The sequence below is a fragment of the Pseudoclavibacter endophyticus genome (assembly GCF_008831085.1).
Classification (GTDB): domain Bacteria; phylum Actinomycetota; class Actinomycetes; order Actinomycetales; family Microbacteriaceae; genus Pseudoclavibacter; species Pseudoclavibacter endophyticus.
Genome location: NZ_WBJY01000001.1, coordinates 1511188 through 1534311 on the forward strand (window position 1 = coordinate 1511188; position 23124 = coordinate 1534311).

General features: G+C 69.3%; 20 protein-coding genes and 1 pseudogene. 17 read left to right on the top strand and 4 right to left on the bottom strand.

The annotated features are described in order from the left end of the window. Positions 1–123: 123 nt before the first annotated feature. Together F8O04_RS06765 and F8O04_RS06770 are read left to right on the top strand one after the other, a co-directional pair. A complete protein-coding gene (locus tag F8O04_RS06765; protein ID WP_158028504.1) occupies positions 124–2265 on the top strand; it encodes a DEAD/DEAH box helicase in 2142 nt (713 codons plus the stop codon). A gap of 116 nt (positions 2266–2381) precedes the next feature. Beyond that, entirely contained in the window at positions 2382–3896 is a 1515-nt protein-coding gene (locus tag F8O04_RS06770; protein WP_158028505.1) for an aspartate ammonia-lyase, read from the top strand. Between the two features lie 24 nt (positions 3897–3920). Here F8O04_RS06770 and F8O04_RS06775 read toward each other — a convergent pair whose 3' ends face one another. Continuing rightward, positions 3921–4541, bottom strand: a complete 621-nt coding sequence (locus F8O04_RS06775; protein WP_158028506.1) for a hypothetical protein — start codon at positions 4539–4541, stop codon at positions 3921–3923. Positions 4542–4724: 183 nt separating this feature from the next. On the opposite strand from F8O04_RS06775, the gene F8O04_RS06780 reads away from it, so the two are divergent. The 6 genes from F8O04_RS06780 to F8O04_RS06805 all read left to right on the top strand — a co-directional run bounded on the left by F8O04_RS06780 (position 4725) and on the right by F8O04_RS06805 (position 12224). Continuing rightward, the gene (locus F8O04_RS06780; RefSeq protein WP_158028507.1) at positions 4725–5882 is read left to right on the top strand and encodes a PrsW family intramembrane metalloprotease; all 1158 of its coding nucleotides are present in this window, start codon (positions 4725–4727) and stop codon (positions 5880–5882) included. Next, a complete protein-coding gene (locus tag F8O04_RS06785; protein ID WP_158028508.1) occupies positions 5879–7546 on the top strand; it encodes a PrsW family intramembrane metalloprotease in 1668 nt (555 codons plus the stop codon). The genes F8O04_RS06780 and F8O04_RS06785 overlap by 4 nt, the downstream gene beginning before the upstream one ends. Positions 7547–7601: 55 nt before the next feature. After that, positions 7602–7973 carry an FKBP-type peptidyl-prolyl cis-trans isomerase gene (locus F8O04_RS06790; RefSeq protein ID WP_158028509.1) on the top strand — a complete coding sequence of 124 codons (372 nt, stop codon included), beginning with the start codon at positions 7602–7604 and terminating at the stop codon, positions 7971–7973. 161 nt (positions 7974–8134) lie between these two features. Further along, positions 8135–8404, top strand: coding sequence for a 30S ribosomal protein S15 (gene rpsO / locus F8O04_RS06795; protein WP_158028510.1), 270 nt, complete (start codon positions 8135–8137; stop codon positions 8402–8404). A gap of 150 nt (positions 8405–8554) precedes the next feature. Further along, positions 8555–9715 (top strand): cystathionine gamma-synthase, encoded by a 1161-nt coding sequence (gene metB / locus F8O04_RS06800; protein WP_158028511.1) that lies wholly within the window; start codon positions 8555–8557, stop codon positions 9713–9715. Between the two features lie 253 nt (positions 9716–9968). Continuing rightward, positions 9969–12224 carry a polyribonucleotide nucleotidyltransferase gene (locus F8O04_RS06805; RefSeq protein ID WP_158028512.1) on the top strand — a complete coding sequence of 752 codons (2256 nt, stop codon included), beginning with the start codon at positions 9969–9971 and terminating at the stop codon, positions 12222–12224. 122 nt (positions 12225–12346) lie between these two features. On the opposite strand, the gene F8O04_RS06810 is transcribed toward F8O04_RS06805, so the two are convergent. Continuing rightward, positions 12347–12868: a YbhB/YbcL family Raf kinase inhibitor-like protein gene (locus F8O04_RS06810; RefSeq protein WP_158028513.1), complete on the bottom strand. Its 522-nt coding sequence runs from the start codon at positions 12866–12868 to the stop codon at positions 12347–12349. Positions 12869–13053: 185 nt separating this feature from the next. Between F8O04_RS06810 and F8O04_RS06815 the strand changes: the two genes are divergently transcribed. From F8O04_RS06815 to F8O04_RS06825, 4 genes and pseudogenes are all read left to right on the top strand, one after another. Further along, on the top strand, positions 13054–14394 hold the full coding sequence (locus F8O04_RS06815; RefSeq protein ID WP_158028514.1) for a M16 family metallopeptidase: 1341 nt from the start codon (positions 13054–13056) through the stop codon (positions 14392–14394). A gap of 3 nt (positions 14395–14397) precedes the next feature. Continuing rightward, positions 14398–14589, top strand: a pseudogene (locus F8O04_RS15280) (histidine phosphatase family protein); the annotation flags it as partial. After that, a complete protein-coding gene (locus F8O04_RS06820) occupies positions 14584–15000 on the top strand; it encodes a histidine phosphatase family protein (protein WP_373285874.1) in 417 nt (138 codons plus the stop codon). The pseudogene F8O04_RS15280 and the gene F8O04_RS06820, both read left to right, overlap by 6 nt. Before the next feature lie 153 nt (positions 15001–15153). Beyond that, complete coding sequence (locus F8O04_RS06825; RefSeq protein ID WP_158028516.1) at positions 15154–15624, top strand: hypothetical protein; 471 nt, start codon at positions 15154–15156, stop codon at positions 15622–15624. A 13-nt stretch (positions 15625–15637) separates the two neighbouring features. Here the strand turns inward: F8O04_RS06825 and F8O04_RS06830 are convergent, their stop codons facing one another. Next, entirely contained in the window at positions 15638–16579 is a 942-nt protein-coding gene (locus F8O04_RS06830) for a TIGR01777 family oxidoreductase (RefSeq protein WP_158028517.1), read from the bottom strand. A 91-nt stretch (positions 16580–16670) separates the two neighbouring features. On the opposite strand from F8O04_RS06830, the gene hemW reads away from it, so the two are divergent. Both hemW and dapB read left to right on the top strand, forming a co-directional pair. Then, positions 16671–17882, top strand: coding sequence for a radical SAM family heme chaperone HemW (gene hemW, locus F8O04_RS06835; protein WP_158028518.1), 1212 nt, complete (start codon positions 16671–16673; stop codon positions 17880–17882). 54 nt (positions 17883–17936) lie between these two features. Continuing rightward, on the top strand, positions 17937–18665 hold the full coding sequence (gene dapB / locus F8O04_RS06840; protein WP_158028519.1) for a 4-hydroxy-tetrahydrodipicolinate reductase: 729 nt from the start codon (positions 17937–17939) through the stop codon (positions 18663–18665). A gap of 110 nt (positions 18666–18775) precedes the next feature. Here dapB and F8O04_RS06845 read toward each other — a convergent pair whose 3' ends face one another. Next, the gene (locus F8O04_RS06845; RefSeq protein ID WP_158028520.1) at positions 18776–19927 is read right to left on the bottom strand and encodes a DUF4870 domain-containing protein; all 1152 of its coding nucleotides are present in this window, start codon (positions 19925–19927) and stop codon (positions 18776–18778) included. A gap of 216 nt (positions 19928–20143) precedes the next feature. Between F8O04_RS06845 and hrcA the strand changes: the two genes are divergently transcribed. The 3 genes from hrcA to F8O04_RS06860 all read left to right on the top strand — a co-directional run bounded on the left by hrcA (position 20144) and on the right by F8O04_RS06860 (position 23108). After that, the gene (gene hrcA, locus F8O04_RS06850) at positions 20144–21175 is read left to right on the top strand and encodes a heat-inducible transcriptional repressor HrcA (protein WP_158028521.1); all 1032 of its coding nucleotides are present in this window, start codon (positions 20144–20146) and stop codon (positions 21173–21175) included. A gap of 65 nt (positions 21176–21240) precedes the next feature. Then, positions 21241–22326, top strand: coding sequence for a molecular chaperone DnaJ (gene dnaJ, locus F8O04_RS06855; RefSeq protein ID WP_158028522.1), 1086 nt, complete (start codon positions 21241–21243; stop codon positions 22324–22326). A gap of 8 nt (positions 22327–22334) precedes the next feature. After that, the gene (locus F8O04_RS06860; RefSeq protein ID WP_158028523.1) at positions 22335–23108 is read left to right on the top strand and encodes a 16S rRNA (uracil(1498)-N(3))-methyltransferase; all 774 of its coding nucleotides are present in this window, start codon (positions 22335–22337) and stop codon (positions 23106–23108) included. Positions 23109–23124: the final 16 nt, after the last annotated feature.

Genomic DNA, 23124 nt, shown 5'->3' on the forward strand with positions numbered 1-23124 from the left:
ACGATCGCGAGCATCGGGGCGGCCGTAGGGGCCGGCTCACTGCGGGGAGGGTTCCCGCGAGCGGCGCAGCAGGATGCGCCGCGACACCGCACTCGCGGAAGGTTTTTCGCACCGAGGAGGGGCATGTCACGACAGGCTCGCGCCCACGCCGGAGGTACCGGCCAGGCCGTCCGTCATCGACGTCAGGTCGACAACACCGGCGTCATCCCGCAGCTCGCCAAGGCGGCTCGCGAAGTCGAGGCCGCGGCGCAGCGGGGCCGGGTCTCACCCGCGAACCGTACGAAGTTCCAGGTGATCGCGCTGCTCATGCGCGAAGAGCGCGCGCGTGCGCGCGCCGACACCGAGATGGGTGACAGCGAACGGCAGGAGGCGCTCAAGCGACTCGACGGGCTCGCGTCGATCCTCGCCAAGACCGCGGCGCGCGACACGTCGCTCGTCACGCTCCTGCAGCCCGACGCACCCGTCAGCGAGCAGGCCAGGGCCCTGCGCAAGCAATTACTCTTCGCAGGCGGCGTCGACATGATCGTCGACGAGACACCGGGGCCCGAGCCGGTCAAGCGGATCGTGCCGCCAGAGATCGCCGAGCGGCAGGTCGTGCCCGTCAGCGTGAAATCCCGCGTGCGGTCGAATCCCTTCCACGCGCCCGATCTCAATTCGCGCGCGCCCGCGCCGCACTACTCCCGGCTCAGCAACTGGGAACTCCTCGGTCCGCTGCTTCGCGCGTTCGAGACGGGCGCGGGCGGCGGAGCCGCGTCGATGCAACTGCCGCCGGCGCCGAAGTACGACCGCCTCTCACCGCCGGCGCTCGAGCTTATGCCGCACCAGATCGGCCTGCTCGAGGCCGTTCGCGAAGGGCACCGCACGTTTCTGCTCGCCGACGAGCCGGGCCTCGGAAAGACGGCGCAGTCGGTGCTCGCCGCCTCCGTCGCCGATGCCTACCCTCTGCTCTGCGTGGTGCCCAACGTCGTCAAGACGAACTGGGCCCGCGAGGTCGCCCGCTGGACCCCACAGCGAACGTCGACCGTCATCACCGGCGACGGCCGCGACGTCGATGGCTTCGCGGACGTCTTCATCGTCAACTACGAGGTGCTCGACCGACACCTGGGGTGGCTGCTCGAGCTCGGACTCAAGAGCATGGTGGTCGACGAGGCGCACTTCATCAAGAACCTGCAGTCGCAGCGATCGCGACTCGTCCTGCAGCTCGCCGATCACGTCCGCGCATCCTCGCCCACGTCGGCTCCGCTCATGATGGCGCTGACCGGCACCCCGCTCATCAATGACGTCGACGACTTCAAAGCCATCTGGCAGTTCCTCGGCTGGCTCGAGGGCGACAAGCCGAGCCAGCTGCTGCTCGACCGTCTCGACGAGACGGGTCTTGTCCCGTCCGACCCGGGCTTTCTGGCCGCTGCGCGTCAGACGGTGATCGACCTCGGCATCGTGCGTCGCCGCAAGGTCGATGTCGCGAGGGACCTGCCGGCGAAGCGCGTCGTCGACATGCCCATCGAGCTCGACAGCGAGGAGGGGTCGTCGATCCGGTCGGCGGAGGTCGCGCTCACGCGCCGCCTGCTCGCCCGGTACCGGAGTCTCGTCGCCGCGTCGGGGCTCGAGCCCGACACGATCGACCCCGAGCGCATCCGCATGATCGCCCGGTCCGAGGTCGAGGAATCGAAGACGGCCTCGAAGGGCGAGAGCATCTTTGCGATGCAGCGTCGCCTGGGCGTCGCGAAGGCAGAACTCGCCGCCGAGTACACCAGCCAGGTCGCGCGGTCCGCGGGGAAAGTCGTGCACTTCGCGAAGCACATCGAGGCCATGGACATCGCCGAGCGGACCTTCGCGGAACTGGGCATCTCCTACGTCTCGATTCGCGGCGATCAGTCGAGCATCGCGAGGCAGGCCGCCATCGACGCGTTCCAGAAGGACCCGAAGGTGCAGGTGGCGGTGTGCTCGCTCCTCGCGGCGGGCGTCGGCCTCAACCTGCAGGCCGCGTCGGACGTCGTGCTGGCTGAGCTGAGCTGGACGGCGGCTGAACAGACACAGGCGATCGATCGCGTTCACCGCATCGGCCAGGAATGGCCCGTGACGGCGTGGCGGGTCGTCGCATCACAGACCCTCGACGCGCGTATCGCCGAGCTCATCGACGCCAAGCAGGGCCTCGCCGCGCGCGCGCTCGACGGTGCCGACGACGAGGTGCACTCGAGCGATTCGATCCAGGTCGACGTGATCGCGGCGATGCTCGAGGAGGCGCTTCGCACCGAGGTCGCGTAGCCGGTGATGATCGTGACCGGCAACGCGCCCGCGCCTCGGGAGGAGCGGCGGGCATCCGGGGCTAAGGTGGTGCCGCGCGGAACAGCTCACCTCGACTCCTTTGGAGGCAGACCGGCATGGCCGCTCAGTCAACTTCGACCACCGATCACGCGTTCCGCACCGAGCGGGATTCGATCGGGGAGATGCAGATCCCCGCGGACGCCTACTGGGGCATCCATACGGCCCGCGCGGTACACAACTTCGCGATCTCTCGACGTCCCATCAGTGTCTATCCCGATCTCATCGTCGCCTACGCCCAGGTGAAGCAGGCGGCCGCGCGGGCGAACCTCGAGCTCGGCGATCTCGACCCGGTGCGCGCGGATCTCATCGACCGCGCATGTCAGGACATCATCGAGCACAAGCTCCACGATCAGTTCGTGGTCGGCGTCATTCAGGGCGGTGCCGGAACCAGTACGAACATGAACGTCAACGAGGTCATCGCGAACCGGGCCCTCGAACTGGCGGGCCGGCCGTTCGGCGACTACGCGTACATCTCGGTTAACGACCATGTGAACCGCTCGCAGTCGACGAACGATACGTATCCGACGGCCGTGAAGCTCGGCCTCGTCGGGGCGACCGAGCGGCTCATCAGCGAGTTCACGCTGCTGCAGGACGCGTTCCGCCAGAAGGGCGTCGAATTCAAGAACGTGCTCAAGGTGGGTCGCACGCAGCTGCAGGACGCCGTGCCGATGACGCTCGGCCAGGAGTTCCACGGGTTCGCGACCACGATCGGCGAGGACATCAGTCGGCTGCGCGACGTGCTGCCGCTGCTGCTCGAGCTCAACCTCGGCGCGACGGCGATCGGCACCGGGATCACGGCCGACCCGAACTACGGGCCCGCCGTGATCCGCCACCTGCGCGAGATCACCGCCCACGACGAGCTCCGGATCGCGCACGACCTCATCGAGGCGACGAGCGATACCGGCGTGTTCATGTCGCTCTCGAGCGTGATGAAGCGCACGGCGATGAAGCTGTCGAAGATCTGCAACGACCTGCGGTTGCTGAGCTCGGGCCCGCAGGCAGGGTTCGGCGAGATCAATCTCCCACCGGTCCAGGCGGGCAGCTCGATCATGCCGGGCAAGGTGAACCCGGTCATTCCCGAAGCCGTCAATCAGGTCGCCTACGTCATCGCGGGCACCGACGTCACGGTCGCCATGGCATCCGAGTCCGGGCAGTTGCAGCTCAACGCCTTCGAACCCGTGATGATGCACTCGCTCATGCAGAACTCCCTGTGGCTCCGCCGCGCGGCACGCACGCTGCGCGTGAACTGCGTCGACGGCATCACGGCCAACGAGGAGCGCCTCGCGCGCATGGTCTCGACCTCGGTCGGGGTCGTGACGGCGCTGACGCCGTTCATCGGCTACGCCGAGTCGGCGAAACTCGCGAAGGACGCGCTCGCCAGCCAGCGCCCGATCGCCGAGCTCGTGGTCGAGCGGGGACTGCTCACGCACGAGCAGGTCGCCGCGATCCTCGTTCCCACGCAGCTCAGCGGCGCGCAGCCGGCGACGGGGACGATCAACCTGCTCCCGGCGGCAACCGTCGCGTCGATGGAGTCGGAACTCGACCGCGCCGACGAGCGCGAAGGGCAATAGCGGGAGCCGGGGCGCCGCGTTACGTCAGGGACGCTCGGGCTCAGGCTGGTCGTCGGCCGCCGCCGACCGGGCGGCGGCGTCATCCCGGTCCGCGGGCTCGAGCATGTCGTCTTCGTCGGAGACGATCTCCGCGAGCACCTGCTCGCGGAGATCCCCGGCCCAAACGAGCCCTTCGGCCTGCGACGCGCGGCCCCGCTCGACCTGTTCTTCCACGCGTTTCCCGAAGTCGTCGATTCGCTCCTCACTGCGACGCCGCAGCTCTTCGCTGCGAGCCCGGAGCTCCTCTGTCGTGTGGGTGACGCGCGCCGACAGGTCGTCGGCGCCCGTCGTCAGTCGTTCGTAGACGCCGGTGACGGTGTCGGACGCCGAGGCAGCGACGTGCTGCGCCCCTTCGCCGAGGTGCGCGGCGGCGCGCTTGGACGCTTCGCCGGCCCGTGTCGCGTAGTGCCGCGCCTGGTAGATGACGAGCGGGGTCGCTTCGTCGACGAGTTCCTGGGTGACCGCGACGCTTCGCCGGGCCTGCTCGCTCGTGGCGACGCGCTTCGTCGTTTCAACGATGCGGTCGTAGCGTTCGCGTCCGGCGCGGGCACCGAGCACATAGCCGATGCCGAAGCCGGCACCGAGCACGAGGATCACGCGTTTCATAGGTTCAGCGTATCGACAGAACCCGGGCAGACGCCCGGGGCGCCACGCGCGGGCCGGCGCGTTCGCCGGCGTCATCCGGCCGGGGGAGGTTTGTGCGACGGCCGACTGAGGCGGATGCCATGATCGGTGACGGCGCTGCGTCGTCGCGTTATCGTGGCCTCTGCGCCGCGGACAGGAGGACCCGTGACCTCGTCGAACACGACCGACTCTGCCGTCATCAGGCCGCGTCGCCATTTGCCGATGGCATGGCTGGCCGTGTTCGCCGTCGCGATCGTGTGTCTGCTCATCGTGGTGGCCTGGCTGCTCGTGACGTTGCAGGTCTCCGCGATCGTGATGGCGATCCCGGCGCTGGTCCCGTTGGCGATCGTCGTGAGCATCATCGTCTGGCTCGACCGCTGGGAGCCGGAACCGCGCATCCTGATGGCCCTCGCGCTCTTCTACGGGGCGGGGGCGTCGATCCTCGGCACGCTGGTGACCGGCAACTTCATGCTGACCGTCGCGGCTCGGTATCTGCGCACCGTCGGCGAGGTCAATACGTACGCGGTGGTTGTGCAAGCCCCCGTCATCGAGGAGTTGATCAAGGGGGTCGGCATCCTCGTCATCCTCGCCCTCGCTCGGCGTGAGTTCAACGGGCCGGTCGACGGCTTCATCTACGGCGCACTCATCGGCGCCGGGTTCGCCTTCACCGAGAACATCGTCTACTTCGCGAGCGCCGGCGATACCGGTGTGAGCCTCGTATGGGTGCTCGTCGTCCGGTGCATCCTTGCGCCGTTCGCGCACGTGCTGTTCTCCGGCCTGATCGGCATCGGCGTCGGCTGGGCGACGCGTCGCACAGGGATCGGTCGGATCGTCCTCGGATTTCTCGCAGGTCTCCTCGCCGCGATCCTCACCCACGCGTTCTGGAACGGGGGGAGCGTGCTCGTGCTGCCGATGCTCGGCATCAATCCGAACAATCCCGTCGGGTGGATCGCATTCTACGTGCTTACGCAGGTGCCGTTGTTCGCGGCGTGCACCTGGCTCGTGCTGCGGCTCATCGACGATGACCGGGCGGCGACTCGCCACCGTCTGCGTGAATACACCGAGGCTGGGTGGTTCACGGCGAGTGAGCTGCGGATGCTGACCGATCTCGACAATCGTGCCAAAGCGCTGGCGTGGGCGCGCAAGCGCGGCGCCAGGGCGCATCGGGCGATGACCGGCTTCATTCGCGATGCGACGCGGCTCGCCTACGCGCGCGAACATGCCAGCATCGACAAAAAGGACCCAGACCGCCGCATCGCCGAGCGAGCCCTGCTCGACGAGGTGCTCGCGCGGCGCCGTGAACTTCAGGAAGCGACGGAATGACCTCGTACATGCCGCCCCAGCCCGGGCGACCGAACGCGCACTCGGCGCCGCCGCATCAGCAGCACGGGGTGGGGCCCGGCCAGCATCCGTCCGGGCAGTTCGCCGACCAGCGGCTGCCCCTGGGGCCGCAGTTCGTGGAGGAACTGCCGCCGAAACGCAACACACTCATGACCGTCGTGACGATCGCGATCATGGGCGTCGCATTCCTGGGCACGATCGCCATCTTGATCCTCGCACTCGTGCAGTCGAGCGTTTCGCTGGTCCTGGTATCGATCGTCCTGGCCGTCTTCACGCTCGCCTTCGTGTGGCTCGTGGTCTGGTTCATCGACCGGTGGGAGCCGGAACCGAAACTGCTGTTGTTCGGGGCACTGCTGTGGGGCGCCGGCATCGCAACGGCTGGCGCCCTGCTCTTCGGTCTCGCGGCAGAGGTCCTCTGGCTGGTGTTCGCGCTGCCGCCGCTGCCCGACTGGTGGGGCGCCGTCGTGCAGGCGCCCCTCGTGGAGGAGTTCTTCAAGGGCGTCGGGGTGCTCATCATCTTCTTCGTCGCCAGAAAGCACTTCAACGGTCCGACGGACGGGATTGTGTTCGGGGCGCTCTCGGGCGCGGGGTTCGCCTTCACGGAGAACATCCTGTACTTCTCGAGCCAGGCGGCCGCCGGCTTCGAGCAGAGCGCCGCCGCCGGCGTCGTGTCGATCGGTTTTCAGTTCGGCATCCGGGGCGTCGCCATGCCGCTTCTGCATCCGATCTGCGCGTCGCTCACCGGCGCCGCGATCGGGTTCGCCGCCCGCAAGTGGGGCATGGGCGGCGCGATCGGCGGCTTCTTCGTCGGGCTCGCTCCCGCGGTGTTCGTGCACTTCGTCTGGAACGGCGGATCGACGCTCGCCGACTCCCTGGCTGCTGACCCGGCGCAATCGCTCGGCTACCTCGCGCTGCTGTTCTTCTTGGTCATGGTGCCCATCTTCATCGCGTGGATCATCATGGTCGTCATGCTCCGCCGCGGTGACCGGAAGCTGCTTCGCGAGCGTCTGGGCGAATACGCGCGCGTCGGCTGGTATTCGCGCGCAGAGGTCGACATGCTCTCGTCGATGCAGGGCCGAAGCGGCGCGCGCGCCTGGGCCAGGAGGGCCGGCCCGGAGGCCGTGCGCGCTATGCGAACGTTCATCGAAGAGTCGACGCGACTCGCGCACGTTCGCACGCGAGTGCTGCACAGCCCCGGAAACCAGGCGTCCTTGCGTGCGGAGCAGGAACTGCTCTCGGATCTGACACGAATCCGGCGCGTGCTGAATCGCTCACAGCCCGGGGGCGTCCAACACATGCAGGCCGCCCCCGCCGTTGCGGTTCCGACCAACGCGCCACCCCGCATGCCGCAGCCCTATCAGTCGTCTGCCGGCCCGCAATTCCAGCGGCCGCACGTGGGTGCGTCCCCGTACCAGGGCCAGCAGCAGCCCGGCGCGCATCGGCAGCCGAGTCCGTACCAGCAGCCGGGTCCGTACCAGCAACCGGGTCCGTACCAGCAACCCGGTGCGGGGGCGCCAGGCCCGCGGCAGCAGCCGCCGTTCCCGGACCAGGGGAGCCGGCCTCCTGCGTCCAGCACCGGCCAGAGCCCGTACGGACCGTCCCCGGCGGGCCCGACGGGCCCGTCGGGCCCGCCCTCGGCGCGGTGATGAATGCACCGCGGCGACCAGCGCGGTCGCACCTCGAGATGCTTGGATGGTTGCCATGAGCGATACGGAACGCACGAAGCCAGAGATCGACTTTCCCGAGGGCCCTGCTCCCGACAAGCTGGAGATCGAAGACCTCATCGTCGGAGACGGCGACGAGGCAGCAGCTTCCTCCACGGTCAAGGTGCACTATCTCGGTGTCGACTACGAATCGGGTGACGAGTTCGACTCCTCGTGGAGCAGGGGCGAACCCATCGAGTTCCCGCTCTCCGCCCTCGTGAAAGGGTGGCAGGAGGGCATCCCCGGCATGAGGGTCGGCGGTCGCCGCAAGCTGGTCCTCCCGCCCGCCCTCGCCTACGGCACGTCGGGCGGACACCCGCTCGCGGGCCGCACGCTGGTGTTCGTCATCGACCTGCTGGGCGTTCGCTGAGCCCACCCGACGGCTCGCCGCTCCGGATCCGCGCGGCTCGCGCGCCCGGGGTGGCGTCGTTGTGCTAGCATCGTGAGGTTGCCGTGAATCGGCCGCGGATCGAGAGCGTCTTCCACATCGGGTGGTTGACACCGCGCAACGGACGAAGGGGAGTTCACGCCATGGCATTGCCTGCCGACGTCAAGAAGTCCATCATCGAGGAATACGCTACGCACCCCGGTGACACCGGATCTCCCGAGGTCCAGATCGCCCTGCTGTCGAAGCGCATCCGCGACCTCACCGAGCACCTGAAGTCGCACAAGCACGACCACCACTCGCGCCGCGGCCTGCTGCTGCTCGTGGGTCAGCGTCGTCGACTGCTCAGCTATCTCAGCGACATCGACATCGAGCGCTACCGCTCGCTGATCGCGCGCCTCGGCCTGCGCCGCTAGCACGCCAAGCACCGCAGCGCTGACGCGAACGGCCCGCATCCACGCCCGGATGCGGGCCGTTCGTGCGCGCGGGGCAGGACGCCCATCGGTCCGCAACCCGGCGTCACATCGATTCGTTGCCCGCTCGGCTCACCCAATATGGTTTCCGCCATGCCCGATTTCTCGCCCCTGACCCGTGCGCTCCGAACCGGCTTCGAAAGCGACACCACGCACGGTGCCGTCGTGCCCCCGATCTATCTCTCGTCGAACTTCACGTTCGAGGGCATCGGCGCTCCGCGGCCATACGACTACACGAGGGCGGGCAATCCCACTCGCGATCTCTTCGGTGACGCGGTGTCGACCCTCGAGGGCGGGGCCGGAGGCACGGTCGTGTCGACCGGAATGGCCGCCATCACCCTCGCCGTGTTCATGTCGATCCGTGCAGGCGACACGATCGTCGTGCCGCACGACTGCTACGGAGGGTCGTGGCGGCTGTTCGACTCCCTGCAGTCGAACGGTTTCGCGCGCATCGAGACGGTGGACCTCACGCAGACCGAGGCGGCGCTCGACGCCATCGCCCAGATCAAACCCGCGCTGCTGTGGCTCGAGACGCCGTCGAACCCCCTCCTGCGCATCAGCGACCTGCGGGCTCTCGCCGAGGCGGGGCACGGGGTCGGCGCCATCGTCGGCGCTGACAATACATTCCTCACGCCGCTCGGCCAGCGACCGATCGAGCTCGGTGTCGACGTCGTCGCACACTCGGCAACCAAGTACCTCAACGGCCACAGCGACGTCGTGGCGGGCGTTGTCGTCGCGAAGACGACCGAGCTCCACGAGCGTGCGGCTTGGTGGGCGAACGTGCTGGGACTCACGGGAAGCCCGTTCGACGCCTACCTGGCATTGCGCGGACTGCGCACGCTCGACGTGCGGTGGCGGCGTCATCAGGAGGTCGCCCAGGCGGTCGCAGAGGCGATCGAGGGGCACGACGCCCTCGCCGCCGTCTACTATCCGGGGCTCCCATCACACCCGGGCCACGAGTTGGCCGCATCGCAGCAGTTCGGCTTCGGCGCGATGCTGTCGTTCGAGCTGAAGGGCGGTCTCGACGCCGTTCGCCGATTCGCCGACGGCCTCGAGCTCTTCAGCCTCGCCGAGTCGCTCGGCGGAACCGAGTCGCTCGTGGCGCATCCGGCGACCATGACGCACGCCTCGATGACACCCGAGGCCCGAGAGGCCGCGGGCGTCAGCGACGGCCTCCTGCGGCTGTCGATCGGCATCGACGCAGCAGACGACCTGATCGCCGACCTGTCGGCCGCGCTCGAGCGCGCACGCTGAGGGCAGCGTCCGCCGTGTGCCCGGACCCGCCGCGTGCTCGGCGCCGGGAAGGCACCCGGCTGCTAGGCTGGTGGGCGGTATAACACCACGAACACCCCAAACTCGCACGCGGGTCGGCGGGCTGCTGGTCTTCGGTGGTGGCGTTCCGGGCGTCGACGGCGAGACGTGCGGGATGCTTCGACTGACGATCAGCCTGACCGTTTCAGGTTCTGCCCCCCGCCCTTCCTGCGTGAATGCACGTAAGGAGTACCCTTTGGAGGGTCCAGAAATCCGTTTCGCCGAAGCCGTCATTGACAATGGCAGCTATGGCACCCGAAAGATCCGGTTCGAGGCCGGCCGTCTCGCTCAGCAGGCGCAGGGCTCGGCCGTCGCGTACCTCGACGACGAGACCATGCTGCTCTCGGCAACGAGCGCATCGAAGCAGCCCCGCGAGGGCCTCGACTTCTTCCCGCTGACGATCGACGTCGAAGAGCGTTCGTATGCCGCGGGCAAGATCCCCGGCTCGTTCTTCCGTCGCGAGGGCCGACCGTCCACCGAGGCGATTCTCGCCTGCCGGCTGATCGACCGTCCGCTCCGGCCCTCGTTCGTCGAGGGCCTGCGCAACGAGATCCAGGTCGTCGTGACCGTGCTCGCCGTTGCGCCGGACGAGCACTATGAAGCGCTCGCGATCAACGCCGCCTCGCTGTCGACGCAGCTGTCGGGACTTCCCTTCTCGGGACCCATCGGCGGCATTCGACTTGCCCTGATCGGCGACCAGTGGGTCGCGTTCCCCACGCACACGCAGCTGCAACAGGCAGTCTTCGACCTCACGGTCGCGGGTCGCATCGTTCGCGGCGCCGACGGCAGTGAGGACATCGCCATCATGATGGTCGAGGCCGAGGCGACGGAGAGCGCCTGGGACCTCATCCAGGGTGGCGCGACCAAGCCGAACGAAGCCGTCGTGGCCCAGGGCCTCGAGGCGGCCAAGCCGTTCCTGTCGCAGCTCGTGAAGGCCCAGGAACAGCTCGCCGCAGAAGCCGCGAAGCCGACGGCCGACTACCCGGTCTTCCCGCCGTACTCGCAGGAGGCCTACGACGCTGTCGCGGCCCTGTCATATGACCGGCTGAGCGAGATCTACCAGATCGCCGACAAGCTCGAGCGTCAGGCCGCCGACGACGCGCTCAAGTCCGAAGTCAAGGCCGAGATCACCGCCAAGGTCTCGGCGGGCGAGCTCAACGAGTCGATCGCCGCGCAGGTATCCGGCGCCTACAAGGCCGTGACCAAGGTCGTGGTCCGAGGGCGCATCCTTCGCGACGGCCAACGTATCGACGGCCGCGGAGTCGCGGACATCCGCCAGCTCGATGCCGAAGTCGACGTCGTTCCGCGCGTTCACGGTTCGGCGATCTTCCAGCGCGGCGAGACGCAGATCCTCGGCGTCACAACCCTCGGCATGCTGAAGATGGAGCAGCAGATCGACTCCCTCTCGCCCGTCACGTCGAAGCGCTACATGCACCACTACAACTTCCCGCCGTATTCGACGGGTGAGACGGGTCGTGTCGGCAGTCCCAAGCGCCGCGAGATCGGCCACGGCTACCTCGCCGAACGGGCCCTCGTGCCCGTGCTGCCGAGTCGCGAGGAGTTCCCGTACGCGATCCGGCAGGTCTCGGAGGCGCTCAGCTCGAACGGCTCCACCTCGATGGGCTCGGTGTGCGCGTCGACGCTCTCGCTGCTCAACGCCGGTGTTCCTCTGCGCGCCCCCGTTGCGGGCATCGCGATGGGGCTCGTCAGCGACACCGTCGAGGGGGAGACGCGCTACGCGGCCCTCACCGACATCCTGGGCACCGAAGACGCACTCGGCGACATGGACTTCAAGGTCGCCGGCACCAAGGAGTTCGTGACGGCGATCCAGCTCGACACGAAACTCGACGGCATCCCCTCTGAGGTGCTCGACCGTGCCTTGCGCCAGGCGTATGACGCCCGCGTACAGATCCTCGACCGTGCCATCACGGCGGTCATCGACTCGCCTGATGAGTTGGCGCCGACGGCACCGCGCATCATCACGGTCAGGGTGCCCGTCGACAAGATCGGCGAGGTGATCGGGCCCAAGGGCAAGGTCATCAACCAGATTCAGGACGACACCGGCGCCGACATCTCGATCGAGGACGACGGCACGGTCTACATCGGCGCCACCGACGGACCTGCTGCCGAAGCCGCTCGCGCCGCGATCAATGCGATCGCGAACCCCACCAACCCGGAGGTCGGCGAGCAGTACCTCGGCACGGTGGTCAAGATCGCGACCTTCGGTGCGTTCGTCTCGCTGCTGCCCGGCAAGGACGGCCTGCTCCACATCTCCGAGGTGCGGAAGCTCGCGGGCGGCAAGCGCGTCGAGAACGTCGAAGACGTCGTTTCCGTCGGTCAGAAGATCCTGATCGAAATCACGAAGGTCGACGACCGCGGCAAGCTGTCCCTCGCGCCCGTCATCGAGGCGCAGACAGACGGCGCGGCCGACGTCGCCGACGGCGACGTGTAAGGCGCACCGCGCACCCGGGCGCACCCGCGAAGGGCGGCCCCAACGCGAATCGCCCCCTCGCCGAGCGAGGGGGCGATTTGCGCATGCCAGCACCGCGCCAACGTGCGCGGCGCTGCAGTGCCCTACGCGCCCGTGTTCTCGAAGACCGCGTGGACGTGCCCCCGTGCGATGACGTGCTCCCTGGCCATGAAGTTCACGCGTGCACCCGTGAGATTGTCGGGGATGTCGAGAGTGGCGTCGAGTGCCGAAACCGTGAAGAAGTAGCGGTGCGGCCCGTGGCCCGCCGGCGGCGCGGCGCCGCGGTACTCGCGCCCCAGCGTCTCGTTGAAGCCGGCCTTCGCGCCCTCGGGCAGGTCGACCTCGTCGCCCGTCCCGGCGCCCTCGGGCAACGACGTCACGCCGCCGGGAATGTTGTAGACGACCCAGTGCCAGAACCCGCTCATGGTGGGGGCGTCGGGGTCATAACAGGTCACAAGGTAGGCCGCGGCGCCATCGACGGCGTCCCACTCGAGTGCGGGCGACCTCCCCTGACCGCCGTGGCTCGGCGCGACATTCGCGTCGGGCAGTGTGTCGCCGTTCGTGAACGGAGCGCGCACGGCGAGCTTCGGCACGGGCGCGAGTTTCTCGTACGGATCGTTCGGCATAGGTCCTCCCATACTGGTCCGCCCCGGGATCGGAGCGAGGATTGCGTGCACGTCGATGCTGGCACAGCGTGGGCACGGCGGGCTGAGGCCGGGCCCCGGTCCGCCGCGCATTCTCGGTCGGCTCGTTCGCGGGACCGTGGCGTGTCAAGGTGGTGCAGCACGCGAGCACCTAGGATGTCGAGGTCATGTCTCCTGCTATTCCACTCCCCCTTGAAGTTCCAGAGCTCGATGTCGACGTCGCAGGCGGCGCGCGGTTTCGGCGGTCGATCCTGCCCGGAGGTGTGCGACTGCTGACCGAGCGGGTGCCGGGGGCATCGAGCGTGGCGATCGGCTACTGGGTTCCCGTCGGCTCCCGCGACGAAGCGCCGCACCAGTACGGCTCGACACACTTCCTCGAGCACCTGCTGTTCAAGGGCACGCCGACGCGGACCGCCTTCGACCTCGCCGTCTCGTTCGACCGCGTCGGCGGCGAGCACAACGCCGCGACCTCGCACGAGCACACGGTCTATCACGCGAAGGTCGGCGCGGACGACCTGGAGATGGCAATCGCCTCGCTGAGCGACATGATCACGTCGAGCGTCATCGACCGCGAGGAGTTCGAAACCGAGCGCGGCGTCATCCTCGAAGAGCTCGCGATGGCCGACGACGACCCGACCGATGTCCTGTGGGAACGCTTCTACCGCACGGCATTCGGCGCGCACCCGCTCTCCCGACCGATCGGCGGAACGCCCGACACCATCCGGGCCACCAGTCGCGACGACGTCTGGGAGCACTATCGCGCCCGGTATCGGCCCCAGGAGCTCATCGTCACGATCGCCGGAGCGGTCGAGCACGATGAGGCCCGAGCGCTCGTGACACGTACGCTCGCGGCGGGCGACTGGCGCCTCGACGACGCCGCGGCCCCCGCGCCTCGCCGCGACCCAACGCCGGCCGATGTCATACCGGAAGACGGCCTCGCGCTCGTCGAGCGACCACTCGAGCAGGTGGGGCTCATCCTCGGCAGCCGAGGGCTGCGACGCACCGACGATCGCCGCCATGCGCTCGGCCTGCTGCACCGCATCTTCGGCGGCGGCATGTCGTCCCGGCTGTTCCAAGAGGTGCGGGAGCGCCGCGGCCTCGCCTACTCCGTGCATTCGTTCGCCGGCTCCCACGCCGACGCGGGCGTGACCGGCATGTATGCGGGATGCGCGCCGGCGAAGGCCGCAGAGGTGGCCAGGGTCATGCGTGCGGAGGTCGAGAGGCTCGTCGCCGACGGGGTGACGGACGCGGAGCTCGACGACGCGAAGGGCGCCACGGCCGGAGCGTCCGCACTCGCGCTCGAGAACACCGAGACGCGCATGAACCGGCTCGGCCGCAGCGAGGTCTACGCCGGCGAGTTCGTCGACCTCGACAGCGCGCTCGAGCGCACGTCGGCGGTGACCGCCGACGAGGTGCTGACGCTCGCCGGCGAGCTCTTCGGCGGGCCGTTGCTCGCGACGGCCATCGGCACGCTTCCCGACGATGCGCGAGCAGAGCTGGAGCGCTGAGCCATGTCGCACTACGTCTACCTCGTGCGCCACGGCGAGCAGCGCGACGCGGAGCACGGCATCGACGACGGCCCACTGTCGGCCCGCGGCTCGGCGCAGGCGCATGCGATCGGCCGCCGGCTCGCCAGGGTGCCGTTCACCGCCTCGTTCACCTCGCCGCTCGACCGCGCGACCCAGACGGCCGACATCATGTCGAGCTACCTGCAGGGACCGCCGCCCGAGCCATCAGGGTTGCTGTTCGACTGCGTCCCGTCCGGGCCGACGCCCGAAACACCGAGCGTCTACGACAGCTACTTCTCCGGGGTCGCCGAGGCCGAGGTGGAGGCGGGAGCGGCCCAGATGGCCGACGCCGTCTCGACGTTCCTCACACGCGAACGAGAGCGCAAGCACACCCTGCTCGTGACGCATTCCTTCGTCATCGGCTGGTTCGTGCGGGAGATGCTCGAGATGCCCGATTGGCGCTGGCTCGCGCTGCGCACGGGCAACGCCGCGCTCACGGTGCTCCGGCTGCGCAGGGCCCGCCCGAACGAGTTGCTCGTGCACAATGATCAGGGCCACCTGCCCCCTGAGTTGCGCACGGGCGGCAACTGGGACCTGCCGATCTAAGCCAACGACCCCGATCCCGGCGCTGACCGGCGCGCGCCGGCTACCGAACTGCCGACCCCGGCAACCCGCGTACCCTTGGGGCATGCAGTACCCCGCCGACGCCCCACGAGCATCCGTGCCATCGAACGCCCCCGTCGCGGAGTCCGGCGCCTGATGCGCGGGCTCTTGACGAAGGTCGGCGTCCTCGTCATCACGGCGCTGCTCGCGCTGTACCTGACGCTGACGGTGCGGCAGTCGTGGCTGCTCATCACGGGGGCCGACGCGGTCGGCGTGGGCATCGGGCTCGCCCTCATCGTGCTGCCTGCCCTCGCCGCGGCGTTCATCGCCCGCGAACTCGTCTTCGGCATGCAGGCGCAGCGCCTGACCGACCGCATGATCGACGATGACGCGCTCCCCGTCGACGACCTTCCGCGGAGCCCGAGCGGACGGGTCGAGCGTGCGGCCGCCGACGAGGACTTCCCTCGCTGGAAGGCGGCGGTCGAGGCCGCGCCAGACGATTGGCGCGCGTGGTATCGGCTCGGCATCGCCTACAGAGCGTCAAGCGATACGAGGCGCGCGCGAGCGGCCGTGCGGACCGCGATCAAGCTCGAGCGCGACGATCGGCGCGCGCCGGCCGACGCGTAGACGCCTCACGAGGTTATTCCTCGATATCCGCGAAATCGGGCGAGCGAAGCGCTCGGTCGATCGCCTGCTGCGCCGTCGCCTCGCGGAACGGCATGTCGAGCTGGAGCAGGCGCTTGGGCTCCGCGCGCTGATCGAAGAGGAAGAGCTCGCGGCCGGCTTCCCGCAGCGTGAAGCCGATGAGGCTCTTCGGCGTCTTGAGCACCCTCGGGCGCCCGAGCCGGCTCGCGAGGTGTGTCATGAACTCATCGGAGGTGCAGGGTGTCGGCCCGGCCACGATGAGGGGCCCCGAAACGTCGTCGCGCTTGAGTGCGAGCTCGACGGCGCGCACCGTGTCGCGGATGCCCACCCACGGCCAGTGCTGCGTCCCATCGCCGAGCTGCGTCAGCAGGCCCAATTGTCCGAGCGCCTTCAGGAGGGGGAGGAAGCCGCTCTCGCCCACGACGAGCCCGAACCGCACGAGCACGACCCGGGTACCCTCTGGTGCCGTGCGCGCAGCGGCCTCCCATCGCTCCACCACCTTGGGGAGAAAGCCGTCGGTCGCGACCGCGGACTCCTCGTTCAGCACCTCGTCCGGCCGATCGCCGTAGACCCCCATGGCGGAGGCGTTGATGAGCGTACGGGGCGGCACCTCGCACGCCGCGATGGCCTTCGTGATCGTGAGGGTCGCGTTGACGCGCGATCGCAAAATGTCCTTCTTGACCGGATATGTCCACGGCAGACGCCCGAGTCGAGATCCCGCGAGGTTGACGACCGCATCGGCGCCGTCGATGATGCGGGCGTCGAGGCGGCGCCCGTTCGGATCCCAGCGCCGCTCGCGCTCACCGGCCGGCTCGCGGCGCACGAGCTGCGTCACGAGATGGCCGCTGCTCTCGAGGGACGCGATCAGTGACCTGCCGATCAGTCCAGAGGCCCCTGCGACGACGATGTGCTTGGCGGACGACTGGTTCGTACCCATGGGAGCAACGCTAACCTGACGCGCCGTGATGGGAGCCGAGTGTCGGCACCGCGATACGATGCCAGGATGCAACGATCGACCCGCGCCGCCCGTGCCGAGCGCACTTCCTGACGGCGAGCCGTTGCCGGCCGGCGGTGTATTGCCGGCCGAGGCAGGTGCGGGGGCACGCGAGCGCGATTTCGGCGCATACGTGCACGTGCCGTTCTGCCGCGTGCGCTGCGGCTACTGCGACTTCAACACCTACACGGCGACCGAACTGCGCGGGGTGAGCCAGGCGAGCTACCACGAGGAGGTCGCCCTCGAGATCGCGTTCGCGCGGCGCGTGCTCGACGGAGTCGGAGCCGCGAGAGAACTGCGAACGGTGTTCTTCGGCGGCGGGACGCCCACGCTGCTGCCGGCCGCGCACCTCGTTGCCATGCTGGCCGCGCTTCGCCAGACCTTCGGGCTCGCCGCCGGCGCCGAGGTGACGGTGGAGGCCAACCCCGACTCCGTCACACCAGGGTCGCTCGCCGAGCTGGCGGCCGGTGGCGTGACGCGCGTGAGCTTCGGCGTGCAGTCGGCCGTGCCGCACGTGCTGCGCACCCTCGATCGCACGCACGACCCGGCGAACGTTCCGGCGGCCGTCGCGGCGGCGAAAGCCGCCGGCCTGGAAGTGAGCGTCGATCTCATCTACGGCGCGCCGGGGGAGTCGATGGACGACTGGCGTACCTCGCTCGACACCGCGATCGCGCTCGAGCCACATCACGTGAGCGCCTATTCCCTCATCATTGAGGAAGGCACGCAGCTCGCCCGCCGCATTCGCCGTGGCGAGCTGCCCGATGTCGAGGCCGACATGCAGGCCGACATGTACGAGGCCGCCGACGCCGCGCTCGGCGACGCGGGGTACGAGTGGTACGAGGTGAGCAACTGGTCGCGAGGCGGCGCCCATCCGTCGCGCCACAATCTCTCGTATTGGCGAGACGCCGACTGGTGGGGTTTCGGACCCGGTGCTCACTCCCACGTCGGCGGAGTGCGGTGGTGGAACGCGAAACATCCCGCTGCATACGCGCAGCGACTGCACGCGGGCGAGACCCCGGGAGTCGGCCGCGAGGTGCTCGACGAGGGCACGAAGCGCTTCGAACGCGTCATGCTCGGCGTGCGCCTGCGCGAGGGCCTCGATGCGCAGGTGCTTGTCGACCGCACGCCCGTCGCGGGCCTGATCGCCGACGGTCTGGTCGACGCCCGGGCGGCGCTCGGAGGTCGCATCGTTCCGACCCTGCGGGGCCGCCTGCTCGGCGATGCCGTCGCGCGGCGGTTGACGTAGGGTCCGCTACGGCGCCGAGGGCGCCCCTCGCCGCTCGCCCCTAGGCTTGCCCGCATGAGTATCGCTGTTGCCGTTCATGGAGCCACCGGCCGCATGGGGCGCTTCATCACGCGTCTCGTCGACGAGGCCGACGACCTGACACTTCACGCCGGTCTCTCGAGCGACACGCCGCTCGCGGAGGCCGACGGGGCCGATGTGCTCATCGACGTCTCGCGCATCGAGTCGTCGGAGCGCGCCGTTTCGTATGCGCTTGAGCGCGGCATCGACGTCGTTGTCGGCACGAGTGGGTGGAGCGTGGAGCGCATCGATCGCCTCGAGGAGGAGGTGCCGAGCGGTCGGGGAGTGATCATCGTGCCGAACTTCTCGCTGGGCAGCGTGCTCGGCACGCACCTTTCGGCCGTCGCTGGCCGCTTCTTCGACTCGGTCGAGATCATCGAGGCGCACCACGACCGCAAGGTCGACTCGCCATCCGGAACGGCGGTTCGGACTGCCGAGCGGATCGCGGGGGCCCGCGCCGATGCCGGACTCGCGGCCCTGGTGGCGCCGAATGACGACCAGGATGCCAGGGGCTCGGTCGTCGACGGGGTCGCAATCCACTCGGTGCGGCTGCGCGGGGTCGTGGCCGATCAGCAGGTGCTGTTCGGCGGCACCGGCGAGGTGCTGTCCGTGCGCCACGAGACCATCACGCAGTCGGCGTACGAGCGGGGCGTCCTGATGGCTATCCGCGCGGCCCCCGATGCGACGGGCGTCACGGTCGGGCTCGACGCCCTCCTCGGCCTCTGACGGGGCGGCGCAGCGACGGGACGTGGAGACCGGCGGTCGCGCGCCCCAACACGACCGCGCCGGCCGCGACACAGGGTCGCGACCGGCGCGGTCGTGGTGGGGAGAGAGTCCTACTTGATGAAGCGGATGTTGACCGGGTACCGGTACGGCGTGCCCGTGTTGTTGACGTGCAGCCCGCCGATGATCGCGAAGATGATCGTCGCGATCGAGATCGCCATGGAAACGAGTCCGAACAGGAATCCGATGCCCACGAACGACAGCACCGTGAAGAGGATCCACGACGCCGCCTGAGCGATGACCACCGTGATGCCGAAGTTCGTGGCCTCCTTGCCCTCCGACTCGGCAAGGGATCCGCGTTCGCGCGTCACCAGCCAGATGATGAGCGGCCCGAGCACACCGACGATGTTCAGCAGGTGCGCGAACATGCCGATCTGCTTGGTCGCGGCAACTGCGCCCTGCTGGCCACCGTAGGGGGCGCCGTACGCCTGGCCGGGCTGGCCGCCGTAGGGCTGCTGGCCGGGCTGGCCGCCGTAGGGCTGCTGGCCGGGCTGGCCGCCGTAGGGCTGCTGGCCGGGCTGGCCGCCGTAGGGCTGCTGGCCGGGCTGGCCGCCGTAGGGCTGCTGGCCCGGCTGGCCGCCGTAAGGCTGCTGACCCGGCTGGCCGCCGTAAGGCTGCTGGCCCGCCTGCGCGCCATACGCCTGACCGTAGCCGCCCGCCTCCGAGTGCTGCTGCCCGTAAGGCGCACCGCTCGGAGTCTGGCTGGGCTGCGCGCCGTACGCCGTCCCGCCCTGCGGCTGGGCGGGCTGGCCGTAGGCTCCGGCCTGGGGCTCTCCCGGCTGCTGGCCGTAGGACGCCGCGCCCTGGGCGGCCTCGTTCGTCTGGCCGTACGAGGAGGCGGGCGTCTGCGCCTCCGGCGTCGTGTCGGCCTGTCCGTACGGCGACGAAGTCTGGCTGGTCGGCGAACCGTATGGCGAGCTCTGACCGCCGTCGGTCGACCCGTACGACGACGCGGGGCTCGCCTCGGCCGAACCGTAGGGCGACGCTGAGGTCTGGCCCGCGTCGGACGAGCCAGAGGGGAGCGACGAGCCGTAGGGCGACACGGCTTCGGCTGCCGGGGTCGCGTCGGCCTGTCCGTACGGCGAGGACGCCTGGCCGTAGGGGGAGGCGGACGACTGGCCGTACGGCGAGGTCTGACCTGGCGTCGTCGAGGTTGCGTCGTTGCGTGGCTCCTCCGGGGAGCCCGGATTCTGCGGGTCGGTCATGGACAGCTCCTTCGAGTGTGCGCCGAGAGCATTCCGTTTTCGCCCACGACGTTTGGAGCGCGTGACTCGCGCTGCACACCAGGATGCCATGCGATGCCTCGCGGGTCGCGCCCCGTCCGCGTCTGATTCCTCGGGCAGGGGTAGCATTGGCAGTCGAACCCGGCGAGTGCCAGGAATGCGCCGTTGGGATGACGACGAGCGATCGATGGGGGTGCCATGGCTTCGGAACGCAGCGTCGAAGTGTTGCGCGTGATCGTCTCCGACTACATTCAGAACCGCGAGCCCGTCGGTTCGAAGACGATCGCCGATCGCCACGGGTTCGGGGTCTCGTCGGCAACGATCCGCAATGACATGGCGATCCTCGAGGACGCGGGCCTTATCGTCGCCCCGCATACGTCATCCGGCCGCATCCCCACGGACAAGGGCTATCGGCTGTTCGTCGACCGATTCGGTCATCTGCGCCCGCTTTCGAGCGCTCAGCGTCGCGCGGTCGAGTCGTTTCTCGAGGGCACCACCGATCTCGATGAGGTCCTCACGCGGGCCGTGCGGTCGCTTTCCCAGCTCACGAACAGCGTCGCCGTCGCGCAGGTTCCCTCGCTGGCAACGGCGATCATCCACCACGTCGAGTTCGTACGCCTGAGCGAACGACGGGTGCTCACCGTCGTGATCACCGACTCCGGCCGGGTCGAGCAGCGGATCGGCGAAGTTGCCGAACCCGTTGACGACGAACTGCTGACGAACCTGCGGGAACGCATCTCGCCGCTGCTGGTCGGCACGTCGGTGGGGGATGCCGCCGTCGCGTTGCGAGACGTCTCAGGGCTGTTCGCGGAGCATGACGCCGAACTCGTCTCGCCGATCATCGTCAACCTGTTCGAGCAAGTTCTCGCCAACAGGCAAGAGCGGTTTATCATTGCGGGCGCTGCGAACCTCGCACGCACCGAGCAAGACTTCCCGTCGACCATCCTGCCTGTCCTCGAGGCGATCGAAGAGCACGTGGTGCTGCTGCGCCTCTTCGGCGAACTGAGTCAGGCCGAACGGTCCGACCGCGTGTCCGTTCGGATCGGCCGGGAGCACACGCAGGAGGAGTTCGCTGAGACGGCCGTGCTCGGCACGGGCTTCGCGAGCGATCACGGCCGTTCGGGGCTGGGCGTCATCGGCCCGACCCGCATGGACTACCAGCACAACATGGCGGCGGTGCGCGCCGTTGCGCGTTACCTCTCGAGGGCGCTCGGCGACGAAGCGCACTGAGCGACCGAAACGGACGACCCCTCCCGCGCATCCCGCGGGCAGACACGACCGAAGGAGTGCCACTCGTGGCAGATCACTACGCGACGCTCGGCGTGAGCCGGGACGCCTCGCCCGACGAGATCAAGCGCGCGTACCGCAGACTCGCGCGCGAACTGCATCCGGACGTGAACCCGGCGCCGGATGCCGCAGAGCGGTTCAAGGACGTCACGCACGCCTACGACACGCTGAGCGACCCGAGCCGCCGTCAGCAGTACGACAGCGGCGGGCAGCCTGGCGGCGGTTTCGGATTCAGCGACATCTTCGACACGTTCTTCGGGCAGTCGCAAAGCCAGCGAGGCCCGCGCTCGCGCGCGGAGCGCGGTCAGGACGCGCTCGTGCGGGTCGAGCTCGATCTCGACGAGGTCATCTTTGGTACGCACCGGGACATCGAGGTGACGACCGCGGTCGTCTGCCCCGATTGCACCGGCACGTGCTGCGCGCCCGGGACGGCCCCCGTCACGTGCTCCGCCTGCGGCGGCATCGGTTCGGTCCAGCGGCAGGTGCGCTCGATTCTCGGCATGGTCGTCACGTCGCAGCCGTGCGCGCACTGCGAGGGATACGGCACGGTCATCGAGCATCCGTGCGAGACCTGCCGCGGACGGGGACGCGTGCGCTCCGACGTCACGATTCCCGTCGACATCCCCTCGGGCGTCGACTCGGGGCTCCGCATCCACCTGCCGGGCCAGGGTGAGGCGGGGCCGGGGGGTGGCGCCAACGGCGACCTGTACCTCGAAATCCGCGTACGCCCGCATGAGGTCTTCTCGCGGGACGGAGACGACCTCCACTGCGTGCTCCAGGTGTCCATGTTCGACGCGATCACGGGCGTGCGGACGAGCATCGCCGCGCTCGATGGCGACGTCGAGCTCGATGTCCCCCCGGGCGCGCAGTCGGGCGAGGTGCTCACGGTGCGCGGCCGAGGCATCACCCGGCTCCGGTCGACGCAGCGGGGCGATCTCGACGTGACGGTGCAGGTCGTCACCCCCACGAAGCTCGACGGTCACGCGCGGAAGCTGCTCGATCAACTCCGTGATCGCGTGGATGCTGAGGCCCCGCGCTTGGCGCGCGAGCACTCCGGACTGTTCTCTCGCATCCGCGACCACTTCCGCCGCTAGGGCCCTGCATGGCCTGGCAGTACCTGCACCCAGATCTCGATGAGCGAGTCGCGCTCGGCGACGCGGTTGCGGTCACCGGCTCGGAGGCCCACCACGCCGCCGTCGTCTCGCGCGTGCGCCGCGGCGAGCGCATCCGCATCGCGAGCGGCGCGGGACTCGCCGTCGAGGGTCTCGTGGCGGCGGTGGATCGCGACCGCGTGGAGATCCTGGTCGATGCGGTCGTTCGCGAGCCGGAGCCGCGCGTCGCCCTGTGGCTCGCTCAGGCCCTCGCGAAGGGCGACCGCGACGAGCTCGCGATCCAAGCCGCCACGGAGCTCGGTGTCGCCGGCATCGTGCCGTGGCAGGCCGCGCGGAGCGTATCGCGCTGGCAGGGCGACAAGGTTCGCAAGGGGCTCGGACGCTGGCAGACGGTCGTGCGCGAGGCCGCTAAGCAGAGCATGCGGGCGCGCGTCCCCGTCGTCGCGGAGCCCGTCGACCTGGCCGGACTCGCTGCACTCGCCGCCGATGACGCGATGCTGATCGTCCTTGATCCAGACGGTGACGAGACCCTGCCCGCGCTCTGCGCTCCCGGCTCGCACCTCGACGGGGCCGAGCGCATCGTGCTCGTCATCGGTCCGGAGGGCGGCATCGAGCCCCGTGAGCTCGACCGGCTGAGCGAAGCCGGCGCGATCCGCGCGCGCCTCGGCGACACCGTGCTCCGCACGTCGACGGCCGGGCCGGCGGCGATCGCGGTCGTGCAGGCGTTGATCGGGGACTGGTCGACGGCGATCGCGCCGGGGTGACGCGGGCTCTCGGCGC

Coding starts and splice junctions, on each gene's coding strand:
- hrcA (WP_158028521.1), top strand. CDS start 20,144: ATGGCTTCGGAACGCAGCGTCGAAGTGTTGCGCGTGATCGTCTCCGAC.
- F8O04_RS06845 (WP_158028520.1), bottom strand. CDS start 19,927: ATGACCGACCCGCAGAATCCGGGCTCCCCGGAGGAGCCACGCAACGAC.
- F8O04_RS06790 (WP_158028509.1), top strand. CDS start 7,602: ATGAGCGATACGGAACGCACGAAGCCAGAGATCGACTTTCCCGAGGGC.
- F8O04_RS06785 (WP_158028508.1), top strand. CDS start 5,879: ATGACCTCGTACATGCCGCCCCAGCCCGGGCGACCGAACGCGCACTCG.
- rpsO (WP_158028510.1), top strand. CDS start 8,135: ATGGCATTGCCTGCCGACGTCAAGAAGTCCATCATCGAGGAATACGCT.
- F8O04_RS06775 (WP_158028506.1), bottom strand. CDS start 4,541: ATGAAACGCGTGATCCTCGTGCTCGGTGCCGGCTTCGGCATCGGCTAT.
- F8O04_RS06830 (WP_158028517.1), bottom strand. CDS start 16,579: ATGGGTACGAACCAGTCGTCCGCCAAGCACATCGTCGTCGCAGGGGCC.
- F8O04_RS06810 (WP_158028513.1), bottom strand. CDS start 12,868: ATGCCGAACGATCCGTACGAGAAACTCGCGCCCGTGCCGAAGCTCGCC.
- F8O04_RS06770 (WP_158028505.1), top strand. CDS start 2,382: ATGGCCGCTCAGTCAACTTCGACCACCGATCACGCGTTCCGCACCGAG.
- F8O04_RS06765 (WP_158028504.1), top strand. CDS start 124: ATGTCACGACAGGCTCGCGCCCACGCCGGAGGTACCGGCCAGGCCGTC.
- metB (WP_158028511.1), top strand. CDS start 8,555: ATGCCCGATTTCTCGCCCCTGACCCGTGCGCTCCGAACCGGCTTCGAA.
- F8O04_RS06860 (WP_158028523.1), top strand. CDS start 22,335: ATGGCCTGGCAGTACCTGCACCCAGATCTCGATGAGCGAGTCGCGCTC.
- F8O04_RS06825 (WP_158028516.1), top strand. CDS start 15,154: ATGCGCGGGCTCTTGACGAAGGTCGGCGTCCTCGTCATCACGGCGCTG.
- dapB (WP_158028519.1), top strand. CDS start 17,937: ATGAGTATCGCTGTTGCCGTTCATGGAGCCACCGGCCGCATGGGGCGC.
- F8O04_RS06815 (WP_158028514.1), top strand. CDS start 13,054: ATGTCTCCTGCTATTCCACTCCCCCTTGAAGTTCCAGAGCTCGATGTC.
- F8O04_RS06820 (WP_373285874.1), top strand. CDS start 14,584: ATGTCGAGCTACCTGCAGGGACCGCCGCCCGAGCCATCAGGGTTGCTG.